General features: G+C 64.1%; 18 protein-coding genes. 7 read left to right on the top strand and 11 right to left on the bottom strand.

Features of this window, described 5'->3' with window-relative positions; genetic code table 11:
• The first annotated feature begins 34 nt into the window (after positions 1 to 34).
• Both ACFVYC_RS01360 and ACFVYC_RS01355 read left to right on the top strand, forming a co-directional pair.
• Positions 35 to 685 carry an amino acid ABC transporter permease gene (locus ACFVYC_RS01360; protein ID WP_159826783.1) on the top strand — a complete coding sequence of 217 codons (651 nt, stop codon included), beginning with the start codon at positions 35 to 37 and terminating at the stop codon, positions 683 to 685.
• Positions 682 to 1,521, top strand: a complete 840-nt coding sequence (locus ACFVYC_RS01355) for an amino acid ABC transporter permease (RefSeq protein ID WP_387545739.1) — start codon at positions 682 to 684, stop codon at positions 1,519 to 1,521. The genes ACFVYC_RS01360 and ACFVYC_RS01355 overlap by 4 nt, the downstream gene beginning before the upstream one ends.
• Positions 1,522 to 1,576: 55 nt before the next feature.
• Here the strand turns inward: ACFVYC_RS01355 and dapE are convergent, their stop codons facing one another.
• Positions 1,577 to 2,713, bottom strand: a complete 1,137-nt coding sequence (gene dapE / locus ACFVYC_RS01350; RefSeq protein WP_387545736.1) for a succinyl-diaminopimelate desuccinylase — start codon at positions 2,711 to 2,713, stop codon at positions 1,577 to 1,579.
• Between the two features lie 50 nt (positions 2,714 to 2,763).
• Here dapE and dapD point away from each other — a divergent pair, with 50 nt between their 5' ends.
• Together dapD and ACFVYC_RS01340 are read left to right on the top strand one after the other, a co-directional pair.
• The gene (gene dapD, locus ACFVYC_RS01345; protein ID WP_387545734.1) at positions 2,764 to 3,804 is read left to right on the top strand and encodes a 2,3,4,5-tetrahydropyridine-2,6-dicarboxylate N-succinyltransferase; all 1,041 of its coding nucleotides are present in this window, start codon (positions 2,764 to 2,766) and stop codon (positions 3,802 to 3,804) included.
• A 5-nt stretch (positions 3,805 to 3,809) separates the two neighbouring features.
• Complete coding sequence (locus ACFVYC_RS01340) at positions 3,810 to 4,661, top strand: hypothetical protein (RefSeq protein ID WP_387545732.1); 852 nt, start codon at positions 3,810 to 3,812, stop codon at positions 4,659 to 4,661.
• A gap of 21 nt (positions 4,662 to 4,682) precedes the next feature.
• On the opposite strand, the gene ACFVYC_RS01335 is transcribed toward ACFVYC_RS01340, so the two are convergent.
• Both ACFVYC_RS01335 and ACFVYC_RS01330 read right to left on the bottom strand, forming a co-directional pair.
• Complete coding sequence (locus ACFVYC_RS01335) at positions 4,683 to 5,294, bottom strand: hypothetical protein (protein ID WP_387545729.1); 612 nt, start codon at positions 5,292 to 5,294, stop codon at positions 4,683 to 4,685.
• A 97-nt stretch (positions 5,295 to 5,391) separates the two neighbouring features.
• Positions 5,392 to 6,000: a TetR/AcrR family transcriptional regulator gene (locus tag ACFVYC_RS01330; RefSeq protein ID WP_387545726.1), complete on the bottom strand. Its 609-nt coding sequence runs from the start codon at positions 5,998 to 6,000 to the stop codon at positions 5,392 to 5,394.
• Positions 6,001 to 6,123: 123 nt separating this feature from the next.
• Between ACFVYC_RS01330 and galE the strand changes: the two genes are divergently transcribed.
• Positions 6,124 to 7,137 carry a UDP-glucose 4-epimerase GalE gene (gene galE / locus ACFVYC_RS01325; RefSeq protein WP_387545723.1) on the top strand — a complete coding sequence of 338 codons (1,014 nt, stop codon included), beginning with the start codon at positions 6,124 to 6,126 and terminating at the stop codon, positions 7,135 to 7,137.
• Positions 7,138 to 7,273: 136 nt separating this feature from the next.
• Here galE and ACFVYC_RS01320 read toward each other — a convergent pair whose 3' ends face one another.
• From ACFVYC_RS01320 to fdxA, 3 genes are all read right to left on the bottom strand, one after another.
• Positions 7,274 to 8,560, bottom strand: a complete 1,287-nt coding sequence (locus ACFVYC_RS01320) for a citrate synthase (RefSeq protein WP_387545721.1) — start codon at positions 8,558 to 8,560, stop codon at positions 7,274 to 7,276.
• 228 nt (positions 8,561 to 8,788) lie between these two features.
• Positions 8,789 to 9,937 (bottom strand): succinyldiaminopimelate transaminase, encoded by a 1,149-nt coding sequence (gene dapC, locus ACFVYC_RS01315; protein ID WP_387545718.1) that lies wholly within the window; start codon positions 9,935 to 9,937, stop codon positions 8,789 to 8,791.
• Between the two features lie 14 nt (positions 9,938 to 9,951).
• Positions 9,952 to 10,278: a ferredoxin gene (gene fdxA / locus ACFVYC_RS01310; RefSeq protein WP_050685972.1), complete on the bottom strand. Its 327-nt coding sequence runs from the start codon at positions 10,276 to 10,278 to the stop codon at positions 9,952 to 9,954.
• A gap of 150 nt (positions 10,279 to 10,428) precedes the next feature.
• Between fdxA and ACFVYC_RS01305 the strand changes: the two genes are divergently transcribed.
• Positions 10,429 to 10,668 (top strand): hypothetical protein, encoded by a 240-nt coding sequence (locus ACFVYC_RS01305; protein WP_387545716.1) that lies wholly within the window; start codon positions 10,429 to 10,431, stop codon positions 10,666 to 10,668.
• A gap of 48 nt (positions 10,669 to 10,716) precedes the next feature.
• On the opposite strand, the gene ACFVYC_RS01300 is transcribed toward ACFVYC_RS01305, so the two are convergent.
• Together ACFVYC_RS01300 and typA are read right to left on the bottom strand one after the other, a co-directional pair.
• Positions 10,717 to 11,415 (bottom strand): hypothetical protein, encoded by a 699-nt coding sequence (locus ACFVYC_RS01300; protein ID WP_387545715.1) that lies wholly within the window; start codon positions 11,413 to 11,415, stop codon positions 10,717 to 10,719.
• 219 nt (positions 11,416 to 11,634) lie between these two features.
• A complete protein-coding gene (gene typA, locus ACFVYC_RS01295; protein ID WP_387545713.1) occupies positions 11,635 to 13,563 on the bottom strand; it encodes a translational GTPase TypA in 1,929 nt (642 codons plus the stop codon).
• Positions 13,564 to 13,834: 271 nt separating this feature from the next.
• Between typA and ACFVYC_RS01290 the strand changes: the two genes are divergently transcribed.
• Positions 13,835 to 14,710, top strand: a complete 876-nt coding sequence (locus tag ACFVYC_RS01290) for an SGNH/GDSL hydrolase family protein (RefSeq protein ID WP_387545711.1) — start codon at positions 13,835 to 13,837, stop codon at positions 14,708 to 14,710.
• A gap of 75 nt (positions 14,711 to 14,785) precedes the next feature.
• On the opposite strand, the gene ACFVYC_RS01285 is transcribed toward ACFVYC_RS01290, so the two are convergent.
• From ACFVYC_RS01285 to ACFVYC_RS01275, 3 genes are read right to left on the bottom strand one after another with little or no spacing between them, the layout of a single operon-like run.
• On the bottom strand, positions 14,786 to 16,507 hold the full coding sequence (locus ACFVYC_RS01285; protein ID WP_387545710.1) for a dipeptide ABC transporter ATP-binding protein: 1,722 nt from the start codon (positions 16,505 to 16,507) through the stop codon (positions 14,786 to 14,788).
• Positions 16,504 to 17,454, bottom strand: coding sequence for an ABC transporter permease (locus tag ACFVYC_RS01280; protein WP_387545708.1), 951 nt, complete (start codon positions 17,452 to 17,454; stop codon positions 16,504 to 16,506). The genes ACFVYC_RS01285 and ACFVYC_RS01280 overlap by 4 nt, the downstream gene beginning before the upstream one ends.
• Entirely contained in the window at positions 17,444 to 18,373 is a 930-nt protein-coding gene (locus ACFVYC_RS01275; protein WP_387545706.1) for an ABC transporter permease, read from the bottom strand. Before ACFVYC_RS01275 ends, ACFVYC_RS01280 begins: the two co-directional genes overlap by 11 nt.
• Positions 18,374 to 18,433 lie beyond the last annotated feature (60 nt).

The following is an 18,433-nucleotide window of genomic DNA, read 5'->3' as shown; positions in this document are numbered from 1 at the left end:
TTCCACCCGTCCACGCCCAGAGCCGAAGGATCCAATGGACGTCATTCTTGAAAACCTCCCCCTGTATTGGAACGGGTTTCTCCGCACACTTTTCCTTTCCGCAGTTTCCGGCGTTATCGCCCTGGTGCTTGGGACCCTCCTCGCGGCAGCCAGAGTTTCCCCGGTGGCAGCGCTCCGCGGCTTCAGCACCGTTTATGTGGAGGTTCTCCGCAACACTCCGCTGACCATCGCCTTCTTCTTCGCAGCGATTGTCCTTCCCCGGCTCGGGGTGAAATTCGAGCAGTTTGAGGTCGCGGCCATCATTGCGCTCAGTACCTACACCGCAGCGTTCATCGCCGAAGCTGTCCGCTCAGGTGTCAACAGCGTCCCGGTGGGCCAGGCCGAGGCCGCCCGCAGCATCGGCATGAACTTCGGGCAGGTCCTGAACCTCATCATCCTGCCCCAGGCCCTGCGGACGGTGATTCCGCCGCTGATCAACATCCTGATCGCCCTGGTCAAGAACTCCTCTGTGGCCGGCGCGTTCTTTGTCCTTGAGCTGTTCGGCTACGGCCGGCAGCTGGCCAATGCCAACGGCGATGCAGTGATCCCCGTTCTGCTGGGCGTTGCGTTCTTCTATCTGCTCCTCACCGTTCCGTTGGGCATACTGGCCAGCACGGTGGAGCGAAAGGTGGCGATTGCCCGATGAGCTCAGTCCTTTATGATGTTCCCGGCCCCAAGGCCCGGCGAATCTCCCTGATCGGTTCCATCGTTGGTTCGCTGCTGATCCTGGGCCTTCTGGCCTGGATCATCATGACGTTCGCCCAGCAGGGCATTTTTGAAGGGCGCCGCTGGCAGATCTTCACCCGCGCCGACGTCTGGACGCTCCTGGCCAACGGCCTGGGGGCAACCCTCAGCGCCGCCGCGCTGGCGGCTGTCATCGCCTTCCCGCTGGGACTGCTCCTCTGCCTGCTGCGCATCGCGGATGCGGCCTTCATCCGGATCCCCATCCGGGTACTGCTTGAGTTCCTCCGCGGTATGCCTGTGGTCCTGATGATGCTGTTTGTCCTCCTGGGCTTTGGCACCTCACCGTTCATAGCCGTCGTCACCGGCCTGGTGCTCTACAACTCGGCAGTGTTCGCGGAAATCATCCGCGCCGGCATACAGTCGCTCCCCAAGGGGCAGCGGGAAGCCGGGCTGGCCATTGGCCTGACCAGCTTCAAGTCCCGCATGCTGATCGAACTTCCCCAGGCAATCCGGCGGATGATGCCCTCACTGGTGGCACAGATGGTAGTGCTCCTGAAGGACACCTCGCTGGGCTACATCGTGGCGTACGGCGAACTCCTGCGCGCCGTCCAGGTGATGGCGGACTTCCTCGGCACGCAGTTCCTGTTCCCCATCTTCTTTGTGGCCGCGGCGATCTACATCGCCATCAACATCATCGTGTCCCGCATCGCGGTGTGGATCGAACGCCGCGGATCCAAAAAGGCAGCAGGCGGGGTTGCCAAGCCGGAACCTGAAAAGGCCGAAGCACCGGTTCCCTGACAGTTCCAACAGCAATGGCCCGGACCTCTTGGTCCGGGCCATTACCGTTTAAAGGTCAGGCCGCCAGCCAGTCCTGCAAAGCCTGCAGGCATTTCCTGATGGCATCGGCATGCACGTGTTCGTTGTCCTTGTGCGCCAGCAAGGGATCCCCCGGGCCGAAGTTCACCGCCGGGATCCCCAGTTCACTGAAGCGTGCGACGTCGGTCCAACCGTATTTGGGCTTTGGCTCGGCTCCCACAGCGGCAACGAAGGAAGCTGCCGCAGGGTGCTGAAGTCCCGGCCGTGCGCCGGCGGCGGCATCGGTGCGGACAACGTCAAAACCTTCGAGCAACTCCCGTACCACTGCCTCGGCCTGGTCCGGGGTCTTGTCCGGCGCGAAGCGGTAGTTGATCTCCACCACACACTTGTCCGGAATGACATTGCCCGCAGTGCCGCCGTTGATTCTTACCGCGTTCAGGCTCTCGCGGTATTCCAGCCCATCGACGTTGACGGTGGCTGGTTCATAGCCCGCCAGCCTGGCCAGGATGGGTGCCGCCGCATGGATGGCGTTACTGCCCATCCAGGCGCGGGCAGAGTGGGCCGCCTCCCCCACCGTTGTTGCTTCGAACCGGCTGGTGCCGTTGCATCCGCCCTCCACCGTGCCGTCGGTAGGCTCCAGCAGGATGGCGAAGTCGCCGTCAAGCAGGTGGCCATGGTTGCGCACCAGCCGGCCCAGGCCGCTTTTCACGGCCTCCACTTCTTCGTGGTCGTAGAAAACAAAGGTGACGTCCCGCTTGGGCTGCGCGCCGCCGTCGAACATCGTGGCGGCAAGCGCGAGCTGCACTGCGACCCCGCCCTTCATGTCGGTGGCGCCGCGGCCGTACAGGATTCCTTTCCCGGGGACGCCGGACTCCCAGCTGGAGGGGACGGTGCCCTTTGACCCTTCGGTCAGTGGCAGCGGAACTGTGTCCAGGTGCCCTGCGAGGATGACGCGTTCCCGGTTGCCCAGCTCCGTGCGGGCGATTATCGAGTCGCCGTCCCGGACAAGGTGCAGTTCCGGGATGGTCAACAAGGCCGCTTCGATGGCGTCAGCCAACCCAGCCTCATGTCCGGACACGCTGTTGATGTCCATGATGGCGGCAGTAAGAAGCGCAACGTCCTGGCGCAGGTCGAGTGGAAGGGTGGAAGGTTCAGAAGCGGTTTTGGCAGTCACGAAGCCAGTCTAGTTCGGAGCAGGTCCCTGGCCGTCGATAGACTGGGACCATGACTGAGACTGCTTCCTCCGCTGTGCCCGAAACCCAGAACGCCCCCACCGAAGAACGCTCCGCCTACGGCTTCGGCGTGGCCACCATTGCGTCTGCCAGAGGCAAGGAAACAGGTGATGCCACCGTCCTGGACGTCTGGTTCCCGGCACCGGCCCTCGGTGTTGCTGCGGAAAACCTGCGCGCCGTGGAGAACGCGGACGACGTCCTCACGCGGATCGCCGATGCCGGCACTGACGAGGACCGCGGCACGGAACAGAAGGTTGTTTTTGTCCAGGTCAACCTTGACGAAGCCCCCGCTGACACCGCCGACGCCTACCTGCGTCTGCACCTGCTCTCGCACCGCCTGGTCCGGCCGAACACCATCAACCTGGACGGCATCTTCGGCAAGCTGCCGAACGTTGTGTGGACCAACTTCGGACCCGCCGCGGTGGAGGGCTTCGAACTGACCCGCGCGCGGCTTCGCCGCCGCGGGGCAGTCACCGTTTACGGCATCGACAAGTTCCCCAGGATGGTTGACTACGTAGTCCCCACCGGCGTCAGGATTGCCGACGCCGACCGCGTCCGCCTGGGTGCCCACCTGGCCGAGGGCACCACCGTCATGCACGAAGGCTTCGTCAACTTCAACGCCGGTACGCTGGGCACCTCCATGGTTGAGGGCAGGATTTCTGCCGGCGTGGTGACAGGCGACGGCAGCGACGTCGGCGGTGGAGCATCCATCATGGGCACGCTGTCCGGCGGCGGCAAGGAAAAAATCACCATCGGTGAGCGGGTCCTGCTGGGCGCCAACTCCGGCGTGGGCATCAGCATCGGCGACGATTCCGTGGTTGAAGCCGGCCTGTACGTCACGGCCGGAACCCGGGTGCAGGTACCTGGCCCCAAGGACGAGGCGGGTGCGGACACCACCAAGATCGTGAAGGCTGCAGAACTCTCCGGCGTCCCCAACCTGCTGTTCCGCCGCAATTCCACCACCGGCGCAGTGGAGGTCCTTCCCCGCGCGGGCCAGACCGTGGAACTGAACGACGCCCTGCACGCCAACTGATTCTTATGGCACGAAACCGCGGCCTGCGCCGCCTCCTGGTGCTGCTGCTCGCCCTCGCACTGGTGGCCGGCGGCATCTATTCGGCGGTGTTTTTTGTGCAGCGTTCCGAGACCCTGGTCTCGGAACGCTGCACTGCCGTTGTAGGTGGAGGAACGGCTGAGCTGGCTCCGGACCAAGCCGTCTACGCTTCCCTGATTACCGCCGTCGCCGTCCAGCGCGGACTCCCGCCGAGGGCGGCCAGCATTGCACTTGCCACCGCCATGCAGGAGTCCAAGCTCCGGAACATCGCCCATGGAGACCAGGCAGGCCCTGACTCGCGCGGACTGTTCCAGCAGCGTCCCTCCCAGGGCTGGGGAACCGAGGCGCAGGTGATGGACCCGTACTACGCGGCGAACGCCTTCTACGACGCACTGGTCAAGATCCCGGGCTACGAGTCGATGGAAATCACCGAAGCGGCACAGACAGTCCAGCGGTCCGCTTTCCCTACCGCCTATGCCCGGCACGAGCAGATGGGACGCTCCTTTGCCTCCGGGCTGTCGGGGCAGACCGCCGAGGCGGTCCAATGCACACTCCGTTCCGCAGCCGCCGCCGGCGACCCCGGCGCCGTTTCAGCCGGACTGGCCCAGGCTTACGGGCCATTGGATACGGCAGTGGAAGGCCAAACACTCGTGGTCGAAGCCAGCGGCAACCAGGCGTGGTCCGTTGCCCAGTGGGCAGTTGCGAACGCCAAGGGCTACGAAGTGACGCAGGTGCAAGTGGCAGGACGCAGCTGGGACCGTGGCCAGCGGAACGGCTGGCAGGAATCATCCGCCGCTGAGGGCCAGGTGCGGATCACTGTTTCGCCGGCAAGCGCCTAGGCTGGGCTCCCGCCGGGCTGCCTAAGCCAGGATTTCCACCACGGGCTGGACATAGCTCCGGAACAGGTCCGGCTGGCCCATCAGCTGGTGGCTCATAATGATCTTGTCCGGCTCCAGATACCATGCACGCTGCTCATTCAACGGCAGTTCGATGATGGTCAGCGTGAAGTCACGGGCGTCCCGCCCTACCTCCAGCAGCCTGTCATCCACCATGTCCTCCAGCAGCTGGTCCGCACCGATGGCAGCGCGTTCCGCTTCCAGCTCGGCGTATTCGCTCCGGCGCTCCCGCGCCCAGGTGAGGGCAGAGCCGAAGTGTGCCTGGAGTACGCGCTGCAGGGCCGGCGAATTGCCAAAAGCCTCAAAACCGGGCGGCGACAGTTCCGGGGACGTCTGCGGGTGGGCCTTGAGCAGCTGCGCCCACCAGGCCTCCCATTCGGTTTTGAGCACGCTCAACCCGCCAACATCCGCGGTGAGGTGGGAGTGGTCTGCATGACGGATTTTTGGAGCGGCGTGCGACAGTGCGGGATGACCTGCACCGTCCAGCCCGGCTGCATCACGGACATACAGGGCGATCATCATGGGCCCGGACGTGTCGGTGGTGATCTGCCACCCGGAACCGCCTGTTTGGTGCATCCGAAATCCTTCCCTGGCGCTGTTACCGGGTCTGTTGATCCGGTTCCACGCCCCCGGTTATCAGTCTATTCCCCCACGTTGCCGACGTTAACGGCAGTCACCCCTCCAGGCCATCAAGGTGCCGCTCCATAACATCGAGGCACATGGCGGCCGTCATCCAGCCCGGCTGGAGCATGGCATGCAGGCACAGCCCGTCGAGCGTGGCCAGGAGCCTCTCGGCTTCCACCACCAGTGTGTCTTCAGACGCACCTGCCGCTACCAAGGTGGTGACGACGCGTCCCATCAGGGCTGCGACTTCCCGATGGCTGCGGTCCGCCTCAGGCGCGAGGAACTCCCTGATCCTCGCGGCATTGCGGAAAGCCATCCAGACGCAGGCCTCCACTGCCCGCTGTTCATCCAGTGGCAGCAGTTCGCTCAGGAGTGTTAAAACGGCCTCCCGGTGTGCAGGGCTTGCGGGCGGGTGCTGCTGCAAGGCGGGCAGGGCCCGCTCCAGCCTGGCCACGATGCTGTCGATGACCCTGGCGAAGGAGTAAGTGAGGAGTTCCTCGCTCCCCGCGAAGTAGTGGCGTACCGACCCGACGGCGAGTCCCGCCTCGTCTGCCACTTCCCGCAGTGACGCCCTTTCGAGTCCGTCGACGGCGATGATCCGCCAGACCGCCTCAACCACTTCCTGGCGCCGAACTTCGGCATTGACAATTTTAGGCACTCAACTTTTTAGCACAGGCGTGCTCAAAAGAACGCCTGACCCGCCGTTCGGCAGGAAAGTTGTGCTGCCCGCCATCCGGGACACACCGGCGGAACAGTGCCCGGTTGGGATAGCGTTGGAGGCATGAAAATTCTGGTCACAGGGGGCACCGGCTACATCGGTTCCCACACTGTTCTGTCCCTGCAGGAAGCCGGCCATGACGTGGTGGTTATCGATAACCTCGTCAACTCCAGCGAAGAATCGCTCCGCCGGGTAGCGGAACTTACCGGCAAGACCGCAGAGTTCCACGACGTTGACCTGGTGGACGAAGCCGCCGTGGAGCAAGTGTTCGCCACTAACGCGATCGACGCCGTGATCCACTTCGCCGGGCTGAAGGCCGTGGGCGAGTCGGTGCGCGAGCCGCTGAAATATTACTACAACAACCTGGTGGGGACCCTGAACCTCATCCGGGTTATGGACCGGCACGATGTCCGCTCCATCGTCTTCAGCTCCTCCGCCACTGTCTACGGCGAGCACAACCCCATCCCCTACGTGGAAAAGATGGAGATCGGGGCCAACAACCCCTACGGCCGCACCAAGGAACAGATCGAGGACATCCTCTCGGACCTGGGATCCGCCGACAACCGCTGGCATATAGCCCTGCTGCGCTACTTCAACCCGGTCGGGGCGCACCCCTCCGGCAGGATCGGCGAGGACCCGCAGGGCATCCCGAACAACCTGGTGCCCTTCATCGCCCAGGTGGCCGTGGGCCGCCGCCAAAAGCTGATGGTGTTCGGGGGCGACTACGACACCCCGGACGGCACCTGCCTGCGCGACTATATCCACGTCGTCGACCTCGCCGAAGGCCACGTGGCCGCACTGAACCATGTGGCGGACCGCGCCGGCGTCTTCCGCTGGAACCTCGGCTCCGGCAAAGGCTCCTCCGTACTGGAGGTCCTGCGCTCCTTCGAGAAGGCAGTGGGTAAACCCATCCCCTACGAAATCACCGGCCGCCGCGCGGGCGACCTGCCGGCATTCTGGGCCGACGCCACCTCAGCCCTGGCGGATCTCAGCTGGTCCACCACCAAGACCGTGGACGAGATGTGCGAGGACCACTGGCGCTGGCAGAAGAACAACCCACAAGGCTACTCGGCCTAGCAGCGATTGCTCCCTTAGCGGCCTTTTAGGAACCCTTTTAGGAACCCATAAGGGCCGCCTTGGAGCACTCGATCGGGATTAACGACGGCGGCCGGTTACCTTCGTGGAGAAGGTAACCGGCCGCCGCCGTTTGGTTTTAGCGTGCGGGGTAGTCCCGCTCGGGCTCGCCGATGTAGAGCTGCCGCGGGCGGCCGATCTTGGTGTTCGGGTCGCTGATCATTTCGCGCCACTGGGCGATCCAGCCAGGGAGGCGGCCGATGGCGAAGAGCACCGTGAACATCTTCTCGGGGAAGCCCATGGCCTTGTAGATAAGGCCAGTGTAGAAGTCCACGTTCGGGTAAAGCTTGCGCTGGATGAAGTAGTCATCGCTCAGCGCCTTCTCTTCCAGGCGCAGGGCAATGTCCAGCAGTTCGTCGTTGCCGCCGAGCTTGGTGAGGATCTCGTGGGCCGTGTCCTTGACGATCCTTGCGCGTGGATCGTAGTTCTTGTAGACGCGGTGCCCGAAGCCCATAAGGCGGACCCCGTCTTCCTTGTTCTTGACCTTCTCCATGTAGTCCTCGGGCTTGGTGCCGTCGGCCTGGATCTGGCGGAGCATCTTCAGCACTGCCTCGTTGGCGCCGCCGTGAGCGGGTCCGAACAGGGCGTTGATGCCTGCCGAGACGGAGGCGAACAGGTTGGCGTTGGAGGAGCCCACCAGGCGCACCGTGGAGGTGGAGCAGTTCTGCTCGTGATCCGCGTGCAGGATCAGCAGGAGGTCCAGGGCCTTCGCGACCACCGGATCCACCTCGTACTGCTCGGCCGGGAGCCCGAAGCTGAGCCGCAGGAAGTTCTCCACAAGGTTGTGGGAGTTGTCCGGGTACAGCATGGGCTGGCCAATGGACTTCTTGTGGGCGTAGGCAGCGATCACCGGGAGCTTGGCCATCAGGCGGATGGTGGAAACTTCCACCTGCTCGGCGTTGAACGGGTCCAGCGAGTCCTGGTAGAACGTGGACAGCGCAGAGACGGCCGAGGACAGGACGGGCATGGGGTGCGCGTCGCGCGGGAAGCCGCCGAAGAAGCCCTTGAGCTCCTCGTGCAGCAGCGTGTGCCGGCGGATCTTCTGGTCGAATTCGTCCAGTTCCGTGGGCGAGGGCAGGTTACCGTAGATCAGCAGGTAAGACACCTCAAGGAAGCTGGAGTGCTGTGCCAGCTGTTCGATGGGGTATCCGCGGTAGCGCAGGATGCCCGCATCGCCATCGATGTAGGTGATTGCCGAAGTTGTGGCTGCTGTGTTCATGAAGCCGGGGTCAAAGGTGACTGCGCCCGTCTGCTTCAGCAGTTTGGAAACGTCGTAGCCTTCGTTTCCTTCAACAACCTGGATGCGCGGCAGCTCGAGCTCGCCTCCTGCGTGGTGCAGGGTCGCAGCATTGTTGGTCTCAGTCATGGAGTCCCCTTCATGAGGCGTCTGGGCCTCTGTCGAAAGCTTGATCCAACATCAGGTGAGCCGCGCACGAAGCCTGAGAACACAGGTTCCAACACCCGGGCTGCCTTCTTGTAGAAAGCCACCATTGATAGTCACTTAAAAACTACCTGCTCCTTGGCGAGTGCCACTAATCCGCGTCGTTCTAAAATGCCCTAAAATCGGGTGGATGTGGCGCGAGTCACAGCATTGTTACGATCCTGGGCCCAGCCGGGCGACAGCAGCGTCGATCCGCTCGTCCGTTCCGGTGAGGGCCACCCGGACATAGCCGTTGCCTGCCTCGCCGTAGAAAACGCCCGGACCCACCACGATGCCGCGCTCCGCCAGCCGGGCCACGGTGTCCCACGTGCTCTCCCCCGCTGTGGACCACAGGTACAGCCCGGCGTCGGATTCCTTGATCTCCAGGCCAAAGTCCAACAGCGCCGGGACCAGCCGTTCGCGGCGTCCCCGGTACAGATCCTTCTGTGCCTCCACGTGTGTGTCGTCGCCCAAGGCCACGCGCATGGCTTCCTGCACCGGGTAGGGAACGATCATGCCGGCGTGCTTGCGGCTGTTCACGAGGTTGGGCATCAGGTCCGGATCCCCGGCCACAAAGGCGGCGCGGTATCCTGCCACGTTGGATTGCTTGCTCAGGGAGTACACGGCGAGCAGGCCCTGATGGGATCCCCCGGCTACCCGTGGGTCTAGGATGCTCGGCACTGCCTGTCCCCCACGCTGGACGTCCCAGCCGCCCCACCCAAGCTCCGCGTAGCATTCGTCGGAGGCCACCACGGCACCCAATTCCCGGGCCTGCACCACCAGCGCCTTCAGGGATTCGACTCCCCGAACACTGCCGGTGGGGTTTCCGGGGGAATTGACCCAGATCAGCCGGACACGTGAGCGGGTGGCGTCGTCGAGCTCGTCCAGATTGTCAGTGGCAACAGCGGTGGCGCCGGCGAGGGTGGCGCCGATGTCATAGGTGGGGTACGCCACCTTGGGGCGGACGACGACGTCGCCTGGCTTCAGCCCCAGCAGCAGCGGCAACCACGCCACCAGTTCCTTGGACCCCACGGTGGGCATGATGTTCCGCGGGTCCAGTCCTGCCACTCCGCGGCGGCGTTCAAACCATCCGGCGATCGCTTCCCGGAGGGCAGGCGTGCCGTGGACAGTGGGATATCCGGGTGCATCCGCGGCGGCCTTCAAGGCGTCCTGGATCAGCGCCGGCGTGGGATCCACCGGAGTGCCGATGGACAGGTTGACCGCTCCCTGGGGGTGCTCCGAAGCCTTCGCAAGATACGGCGCCATGGCCTCCCACGGGTAGTCGGGCAGGTCAAGGCCAAACGTATTCACTGCTGCGGTCACGGTCCCTGCCTGCGTTAGTGGTCTTGGTTCTGCGGGGGCAGTGCGGCGATCATCGGATGGTCCTTGCCCGTGTTGCCGACCTTGGCGGCTCCGCCCGGTGACCCGAGGTCGTCGAAGAACTCCACGTTGGCCTTGTAGTAGTCGGCCCATTCGTCCGGGGTGTCATCCTCGTAGTAGATGGCCTCAACAGGGCAGACGGGCTCGCAGGCACCGCAGTCCACGCACTCGTCCGGATGGATGTACAGCGAACGCTCACCCTCGTAGATGCAGTCAACGGGGCACTCCTCAATACATGCCTTGTCCTTGACATCTACACACGGCTGCGCGATTACGTACGTCACGTCCCTGGCCTCTCCACGTTGGTTCCGGCATCCCGCCGGCACTTGCGTCCGGCAACTCTGGCCGGACCCTGACATCTGAGCCTATTATCTCCCGGCCCATTACCGCGAACCTAGCCGGGCCGCTTGTGTGAAGCCACTTAGTATGAAGTAGTGAGCCAGCCTGCCCCGACACCTGCGGGATTCCTTGCCGCCGCCCCGCCCGGCACCCGCGTAGTAGTGCGCTACCGTATCGACGGCGGCTTCACCGATGCCCTGGGTGACCTGGTGGCGGGCGACGCCGGTTCCGTCACCGTCCGCACGCGCCGTGCCGCCGTCGTCATTCCCCTGGACCAGGTTGTCGCGGCCAAGGAAGTCCCACCGGCACCGGAGCGGCGCCGGCCGCGCGCCTAAGTGCGGCCTCACTGCGCAGGGACTGCCCGTGCGCAGCGAACCCGGGCTTCACTGCGCAGAACGGTACGTTGCAAGGGCCTGATGCACCATCCGCACGAACTCCGTGGGCTCGCTGAGCAGCATCTCGAAGGTCACGCGAAGGGTAGGAACACCCCGGACAACCGTCACATTCCAGCGCTGCCGATCCTCCCGGTAGGCTGACCGGCTGCTGTGGTGCGTGTAGCCGTCCGTCTCGATGATTGACCCTGACTGCGGCCGGATCCTGGCGACCATTCCACGAACCGACCTTTCCCGAACTGCTGGAAACCGTTCCCGCAGAGCCGGAAGCTGAACCAGCCCCTTTTTCACCGCAGATTCTGCGATGGTCAGCCCCTCGAGAGGCGGCAGGCAACGGAGCGATTGGCACACCACATCCAAATGGGTCGGAGGAACGTTGCTGCGATGCACCACGCAGCCAACAATTGGCCTCCCATGCCGCGCAGCAAGATGCGCCCTGTCGGGCATCTTCACCACCCACAGTCCCGCTGCCAGAGCGGCCGTGACGCAGCCCGGCACCGCGTGATGGCGGCCGGCATGGACCAACACGGGATCTGCGTTTGGCAACGCAAACACACCCCGCGCGACTCTTTGGACCGAGGCATCGAGCACACCCGCTTCAATGTTCCGGCGGGAGATGCCGGCCTCCCGCAGAGAATTGGTACTGGCGACCCCGCCCATCGCGGCCAACACTTCGGTAATAGTTCGCATGAGTGCATGCTGCCTGCTTTGGGAACCGGGACGCAGCGGCCAGGACGAGGTATGTGGAAAACGGGCAGGCGCAGCGAAGCCTTGGGCTCGGCGCGCAGGGACTGCCCCTGCGCAGCGAACCCGGGCTTCACAGCGCACGCTAATTCATTAACGGCAAAAGCTGCCGGTACGACGGCGGGGCGACCCTCCGTTATACCGGCAGCTTTAGCTGCGGTGCTGCTAGACCTTGGCGCGGGCGCGGTTGGCCTTTGCACGCTCGTTGGTGTCCAGGATCACCTTGCGGATGCGGATGGACTCAGGGGTCACCTCGACGCATTCGTCCTCGCGGGCGAATTCGAGGGACTCTTCGAGGGTGAGGTCGCGCGGGGGCGTCAGGTTCTCGAAGGTGTCGGAGGAGGCTGCACGCATGTTGGTGAGCTTCTTTTCCTTGGTGATGTTGACGTCCATGTCGTCGGCGCGGGAGTTCTCGCCAACAATCATGCCCTCATAGACCTCGGAGGTGGGCTTCACGAAGAAGGAACCGCGCTCCTGCAGGTTGATCATGGCGAACGGCGTCACAACACCTGCACGGTCAGCAACCATGGAACCGTTGGTGCGGTACTCGATGGGGCCGGCCCAGGGCTCGTAGCCCTCGGAGATGGAAGCTGCGATGCCGGCGCCGCGGGTGTCCGTGAGGAACTTGGTGCGGAAGCCGATCAGGCCACGGGCGGGAACAATGAATTCCATCCGGCACCAGCCGGTGCCGTGGTTGGCCATGTTGGTCATGCGGCCCTTGCGTGCTGCCATCAGCTGGGTGACGGCGCCGAGGTACTCTTCCGGCACGTCGATGGTCATGTGTTCCATGGGCTCGTGGATCTTGCCGTCCACGGTCCTGGTGACCACCTGCGGCTTGCCTACGGTCAGTTCGAAGCCTTCGCGGCGCATCTGCTCAACGAGGATGGCCAGGGCCAGCTCGCCACGGCCCTGGACTTCCCAGGCGTCGGGACGCTCGGTGGGGAGAACCTTGATGGAGACGTTACCGATCAGTTCCTTGTCCAGGCGGTCCTTCACCTGGCGGGCGGTGACCTTGGCGCCCTTGACCTTGCCGGCCAGCGGCGAGGTGTTGATACCGATGGTCATGGAGATCGCGGGATCGTCCACGGTGATCAGCGGCAGCGGCTGCGGGTTCTCGGCGTCGGTCAGGGTCTCACCGATGGTGATTTCCTCGATACCGGCGACGGCGACGATCTCACCGGGACCGGCGGATTCCGCCGGGACGCGGTCCAGTGCCTTGGTGGCCAGCAGTTCGGTGATCTTGACGTTCTTCAGCTCACCGTTTGCGCGTGCCCAGGCAACAGTCTGGCCCTTGCGCAGGGTTCCGTTGTAGATGCGCAGCAGTGCCAGGCGGCCCAGGAACGGGGAGGCGTCCAGGTTGGTGACGTGCGCCTGCAGGACACCTTCCGGGTTGTAGGTGGGAGCCGGGATGTGCTCGATGATGGTCTTGAACAGCGGCTCAAGGTCCTCGTTCTCCGGAGCGGTGCCGTCGGTGGGCTGCTCCAGGGAGGCGCGGCCAACCTTGGCGGCAGCGTAGACGACGGGAACTTCGAGGATCTTGTCCAGGTCAAGGTCCGGAACTTCGTCGGCCAGGTCGGATGCCAGGCCCAGGAGGAGGTCCATGGACTCATGGACAACTTCCTCGATGCGGGCATCGGGACGGTCGGTCTTGTTGACCAGCAGGATGACGGGCAGGTGGGCTGCCAGGGCCTTGCGGAGCACAAAGCGGGTCTGCGGCAGCGGACCTTCGGAAGCGTCAACGAGGAGGACGACGCCATCAACCATGGACAGGCCGCGCTCCACCTCGCCACCGAAGTCGGCGTGGCCGGGGGTATCGATGACGTTGATGGTGATGGTCTCGCCGTTGGAGGACGGACCGTTGTAGGCCACCGTGGTGTTCTTGGCCAGGATGGTGATGCCCTTTTCGCGCTCAAGGTCACCGGAGTCCATCACGCGGTCTTCGAGGTGGTTGTGCTCGGCAAAGGAGTTGGTCTGCTTGAGCATGGCGTCGACCAGGGTGGTCTTGCCGTGGTCAACGTGGGCCACAATCGCGACGTTGCGGAGGTCACTGCGTGATGCAGTGGCTACCGCGGTGTTGGTGGTGGTTTCAGACATGCGTAATGGCTCGATTCAGTGGTGAAAGTCAGCTGTTGTATCGCGACATTTCCAACTGGAACGCACGACGGATCAGGCCCTTAGCACAGGGCGCCTTCCACAATTCTAGCCGCTGAGCCGTTTATTGGCCTAAATTTTTCCGTCAGGCCCGCGTTAGGCGGGCGCCCAACGGCACCACCGCGGGCAAAATTCGTGAGCAAAATCACTGGCCATTCCTGCCGCCATGCCACATGATTGCTCTGACACTCCATGCAAGCCCGAAAGACACCCGATGAGAAAAGCCCTGGCCCGGACCCGCTTTTGCGCCTCCGGAGCCGCCGCCGTTCTCGCGGTTTCCAGCGTCATCGCCTTGTCCGGCTGCGGGGTGCCCGCCCAGAGACCCGCCGCTTCATCGGTGCAGGCCGCTGCCGCCTCGGGCCAGCCGGGAGCTGCTGCCGCGGATCCAGGCGGAACAGCTCCCGGCACCCGCGTCCTCAACCCGGCGAACGGGCGTCTCGAGGCTGTGGTCCCCGATATCAGCAGAAGCGTCCTCCTGATCGGGGACTCGCAGTCGGAACCGGCGGATGGCTGGCCACGGCAGGGGCTCGCCGCTGCGGGGTACAAGGTGTACTTCGGCGGGAGGGGCGGCACTGGCTTCGTCGCCGCCAACGGCAAGACGGGCAACTACATCGACGCCCTCCGGCGGGGTGACTGGCTGATTCCCGCCGGCACGCCAGCCTTGATCGTCCTCCAGGGTGGCGGCAATGACGCTGCCAGCGGGGCATCGGACAGGCAGATCGCGGGCAACGCCGGGCGTCTGATTGCGGAGCTGCAGGCCCGCTATCCGGGGACCCGCATCGCAATGATCGGCACCCTGGCAAAGGGCGGGAACAACGGCGGCGGCAGGCGCACAGAAGTTGATGCGCTGCTGGGCTCGGTGGCGGCGGCGCACGGCCTGCCCTTCGTCTCCGTGGGCGACTGGCTCACCAGGTACAACCTGGCTAAAGACCTCGCCGACACAGTCCACATGAACTCCAATGGCCGCCGGACCCTGGGAGCTTTGCTCGAGCGCAGGGTCCGCGAGTTGGGACTGGAAGAGAGGCCGACGTCGGAACCTGCACCTGCGTTGGCCGCCGGCACCGTCAGCAGCAGACCAGCCCAAGACTGACTGCGTGCTGAGGGTTAAACCACTTGGAGCCGGAGCCGGCAGGCTCCGGCTCCAACCGGTGAATACGAAGGGCTGCTAAGCCACTTCGGGAGGAAGCATCAGCTTCGCGCCCGGGATGGCGTTGAGCAGTGCCTTGGTGTACTCCTGCCGCGGCGCTTCGAAGACGTCATCCGTGGAGCCGGTCTCCACCAGGCGCCCCTTTTCCATCACACAGACGTGATCCGCGATTTGCCGGACCACCGCAAGGTCGTGGGTGATAAAGAGGTACGTCAGCCCCAGGTTGGACTGCAGGTCAGCCAACAGGTTCAGCACTTGGGCCTGGACCAGTACATCCAGGGCTGACACTGCCTCGTCACAGATGATGACTTCAGGGTCCAGTGCCAGCGCCCGGGCGATCGCCACACGCTGCCGCTGCCCGCCCGAGAGCTCGTTCGGGTACCGCTGCATGGTGGACTGCGGCAGCGCCACCTGGTCCAGCAGTTCGCGGACCTTCTTCTCCCGGCTGGCCTTGTTCCCGATCTTGTGGACCCGCAACGGTTCCTCAATGGTCCGGAAGATGTTGTACATCGGGTCCAGGGAGCCGTAGGGATCCTGGAAGATCGGCTGCACCCGCCGGCGGAACTTAAACAGCTCCGAGGGCTTCAGGACGGACGTGTCGACGCCGTCGAAAAGGATCCTGCCGTCGGTGGGCTTCTCAAGCTGGAGCACCATCTTGGCCACCGTGGACTTGCCGGAGCCCGACTCCCCCACAATCGCCGTCGTGGTTCCCCGGAGGACATCGAAGCTCACGCCGTCGACGGCCGCGAAGTCCGAGGACCTGCCCAGTCCCTGCCGAAGCTTGTACACCTTGCGCAGGTCCTGGATTTGCAGGACGTTATCAGCAGCAAGCGCCTCGGCAGCCGGTGCCAGAAGGTCGGCCGATTCGACGCCCTGTTCCTTGGCCACCTGGATCCTTCGGCTGGCCAGGGAGGGTGCAGACTCGACGAGCCGCTTGGTGTAGGGGTGCTGCGGGTTCTGCAGCAGCTCCAGGGACGGCCCAGACTCCACCACCTGGCCGCGGTACATCACCACCACCTTGTCGGCACGCTCGGCCGCGAGGCCCAGGTCGTGCGTGATCAGCAGGACCGCCGTGCCCAGCTCGGAGGTCATGCCTTCGAGGTGGTCCAAAATCTGCCGCTGCACGGTGACGTCCAGCGCCGATGTGGGCTCGTCGGCAATCAGCAGCCTTGGCTGGCAGGACAGGCCGATGGCGATCAGTGCCCGCTGGCGCATGCCGCCGGAGAACTCGTGCGGGTACTGCTTGGCGCGCCGGTGCGAGTCCGGCAATCCAGCCTCGGACAGGACCTTGGCGATGTCCTCGGGGCCGCTCGGACGCCCGTTGGCCTGCAGTGTTTCCTTGACCTGGTAGCCGATCTTCCACACCGGGTTGAGGTTGGACATCGGGTCCTGCGGCACCATCCCGATGGTGTTGCCACGCAGTTCGATCATCCGCTTTTCAGGGGCGTGCGAGATGTCTTCGCCGTCCAGCAGGATCTGCCCGCCGGAGACCCTTCCATTGCCGGGCAGGAGGCCAATGGCGGCCAGCGCGGTGGTGGACTTTCCTGACCCTGACTCGCCCACGATCGCCACGGTTTCACCCGGCATGATGGTCAGGTGCGCGTTCCGGACAGCGTTAACTTCCCCGTTGCTGGTGTTGAACGTGATGGCCAGGTCCCGGATTTCCAGCAGGGGCCGGTCCGCCGGTGTTCCGGCTTCAGTAATAGTGACATCGGATGTAGCCACGTGTGCCTCCTTCATCGCTGGCGGCTCTTCGGATCAAGAGCGTCACGCAGGGCATCGCCCAGCATAATGAAGCTCAGGACGGTGATTGACAGGGCGGCAGCAGGGTAGAGCAGCACGGCCGGGTTGGTGCGGATTGACGACTGCGCCGCAGAAATGTCATTGCCCCACGACATAATGCTGCCCGGGAGCCCGATACCGAGGAAGGACAACGTGGCCTCCAGCACAATGAACACGCCGAGTTCCATCGTGGCCAGCACGATGATGGGGGCCAAAGCATTGGGCAGCACGTGCCGGATCAGGCTCTGGATGCGGGAGACGCCCAGCGAACGGGCCGCTGTGATGAAGTCGGCGTTCCGTACTTCGATCACCGCTCCGCGGGTCAACCGTGCCATCGTGGGCCACGCAAGCAGCACGATGATCATGATGACTGTCCACACACTCTTGTTTTCCCGGAAGAACGGCAACTGGGTGACTACCAGCGCGCCGAGCACCAGCGGGAGTGCGAAGAAGATATCGCCGAGGCGGGCAATGACGGCGTCAACCCAGCCGCCGTAGAAACCGGCAAGCGCACCGAGGGTCACACCAATGAGGAGCACGCCAATCACGGCGAAGACACCCACCATGACAGATGCCTGGGTACCGTAAATGACACGTGCGTAGACGTCGCAGCCCTGGAACGTGAACCCGAAAGGATGCCCGGCCGACGGTGCGCCGTCGGAGTTGGCCAACTGGCAGTTGTCGTTGGGCGCCGTCTGGGTAAACAGGCCGGGGAAGAACGCCACAATCAGGATGATCACGATCATCACCGCCGAGACGATGAACAGCGGACGACGGCGGAGCTTCCGCCAGGCGTCGGCCCACAGGCTCAGCGGGGCCTGGTCAGTCTTTACCGCATCCGTCGCCAGCAGAGGGGTCTCCTCGATGGGGGCAACAAAATGCGTGATGTCTTGGTTACTTTTCATAGCGAATCCTCGGATCAAGCCAGGCGTACAGCAAATCAACCAGCAGGTTGGCGATAACGAAGACCAGCACCAGCACACTCACGATGGCGACGACGGTGGGTCCTTCGCTGCGGAGGATTGCCTGGTAGAGCTTTTGCCCCACGCCGGGAACGTTGAAGATGCCTTCGGTGACGATGGCGCCGCCCATCAACCCGCCCAGGCTGGCGCCGAGGTAGGTGACCACGGGAATCATCGAGTTGCGGAGGATATGCGCCATCACCACGCGCGGCCGGGACAGCCCCTTCGCGGTCGCGGTTCGGACGTAGTCCGCCGTTGAGTTTTCGATGACCGAAGCCCGGGTGAGGCGAAGCACGTAGGCGAAGGACACCAGGGCAAGCGCAAAGGCCGGAAGCAGCAACGTGCTCCAGCTGACGTCGGTGCCGACCGTGGGTTTGGCCCAGCCGAGGTAAACACCGAAGACGAGCTGCAGGACGAAGCCGAGCACAAAGATGGGAATGGCGATCACTACGAGAGACGCCAGCAGCACTGACGAGTCGAAGATCCTGCCCTTGCGCAGCCCGGCGATGAGGCCGAAGCCGATCCCGAATACAGCCTGGATCACCAGCGCCTCGATGGCCAGCATCACGGTGACGGGAAAGACGCGGCCCAGGGTCGCGGCGATGGGCTGGCCGGTGAAGTCGACGCCCAGGTTGAACGTAAAGAGGTTTTTGAGGAACAGGCCGTACTGGACCCAGAACGGCTGGTCAAGGTTGTACTGCTGGCGAAGGGCTGAGATAACAGCTTCGCTCGGCGGGCGGTCGCCGAAGAGTGCCCTGATGGGGTCTCCGGGAAGGGCAAACACCATGAAGTAGACCAGCAGGGTGGTGCCCAGAAATACGGGGATGACTTGGAGCAACCGCCGGAGAATGAACCGGATCACAGCACACCCTCCGGGGATTTTGGAGATGTTGGGAAATTCATGTGGGACAGCTTCCTGCCG

Origin of the sequence: Pseudarthrobacter sp. NPDC058329 (assembly GCF_042879835.1) — a bacterium.
In the GTDB taxonomy this organism is placed as follows: Bacteria; Actinomycetota; Actinomycetes; order Actinomycetales; family Micrococcaceae; genus Arthrobacter.
This window is presented reverse-complemented; position numbering and strand designations above follow the sequence as displayed.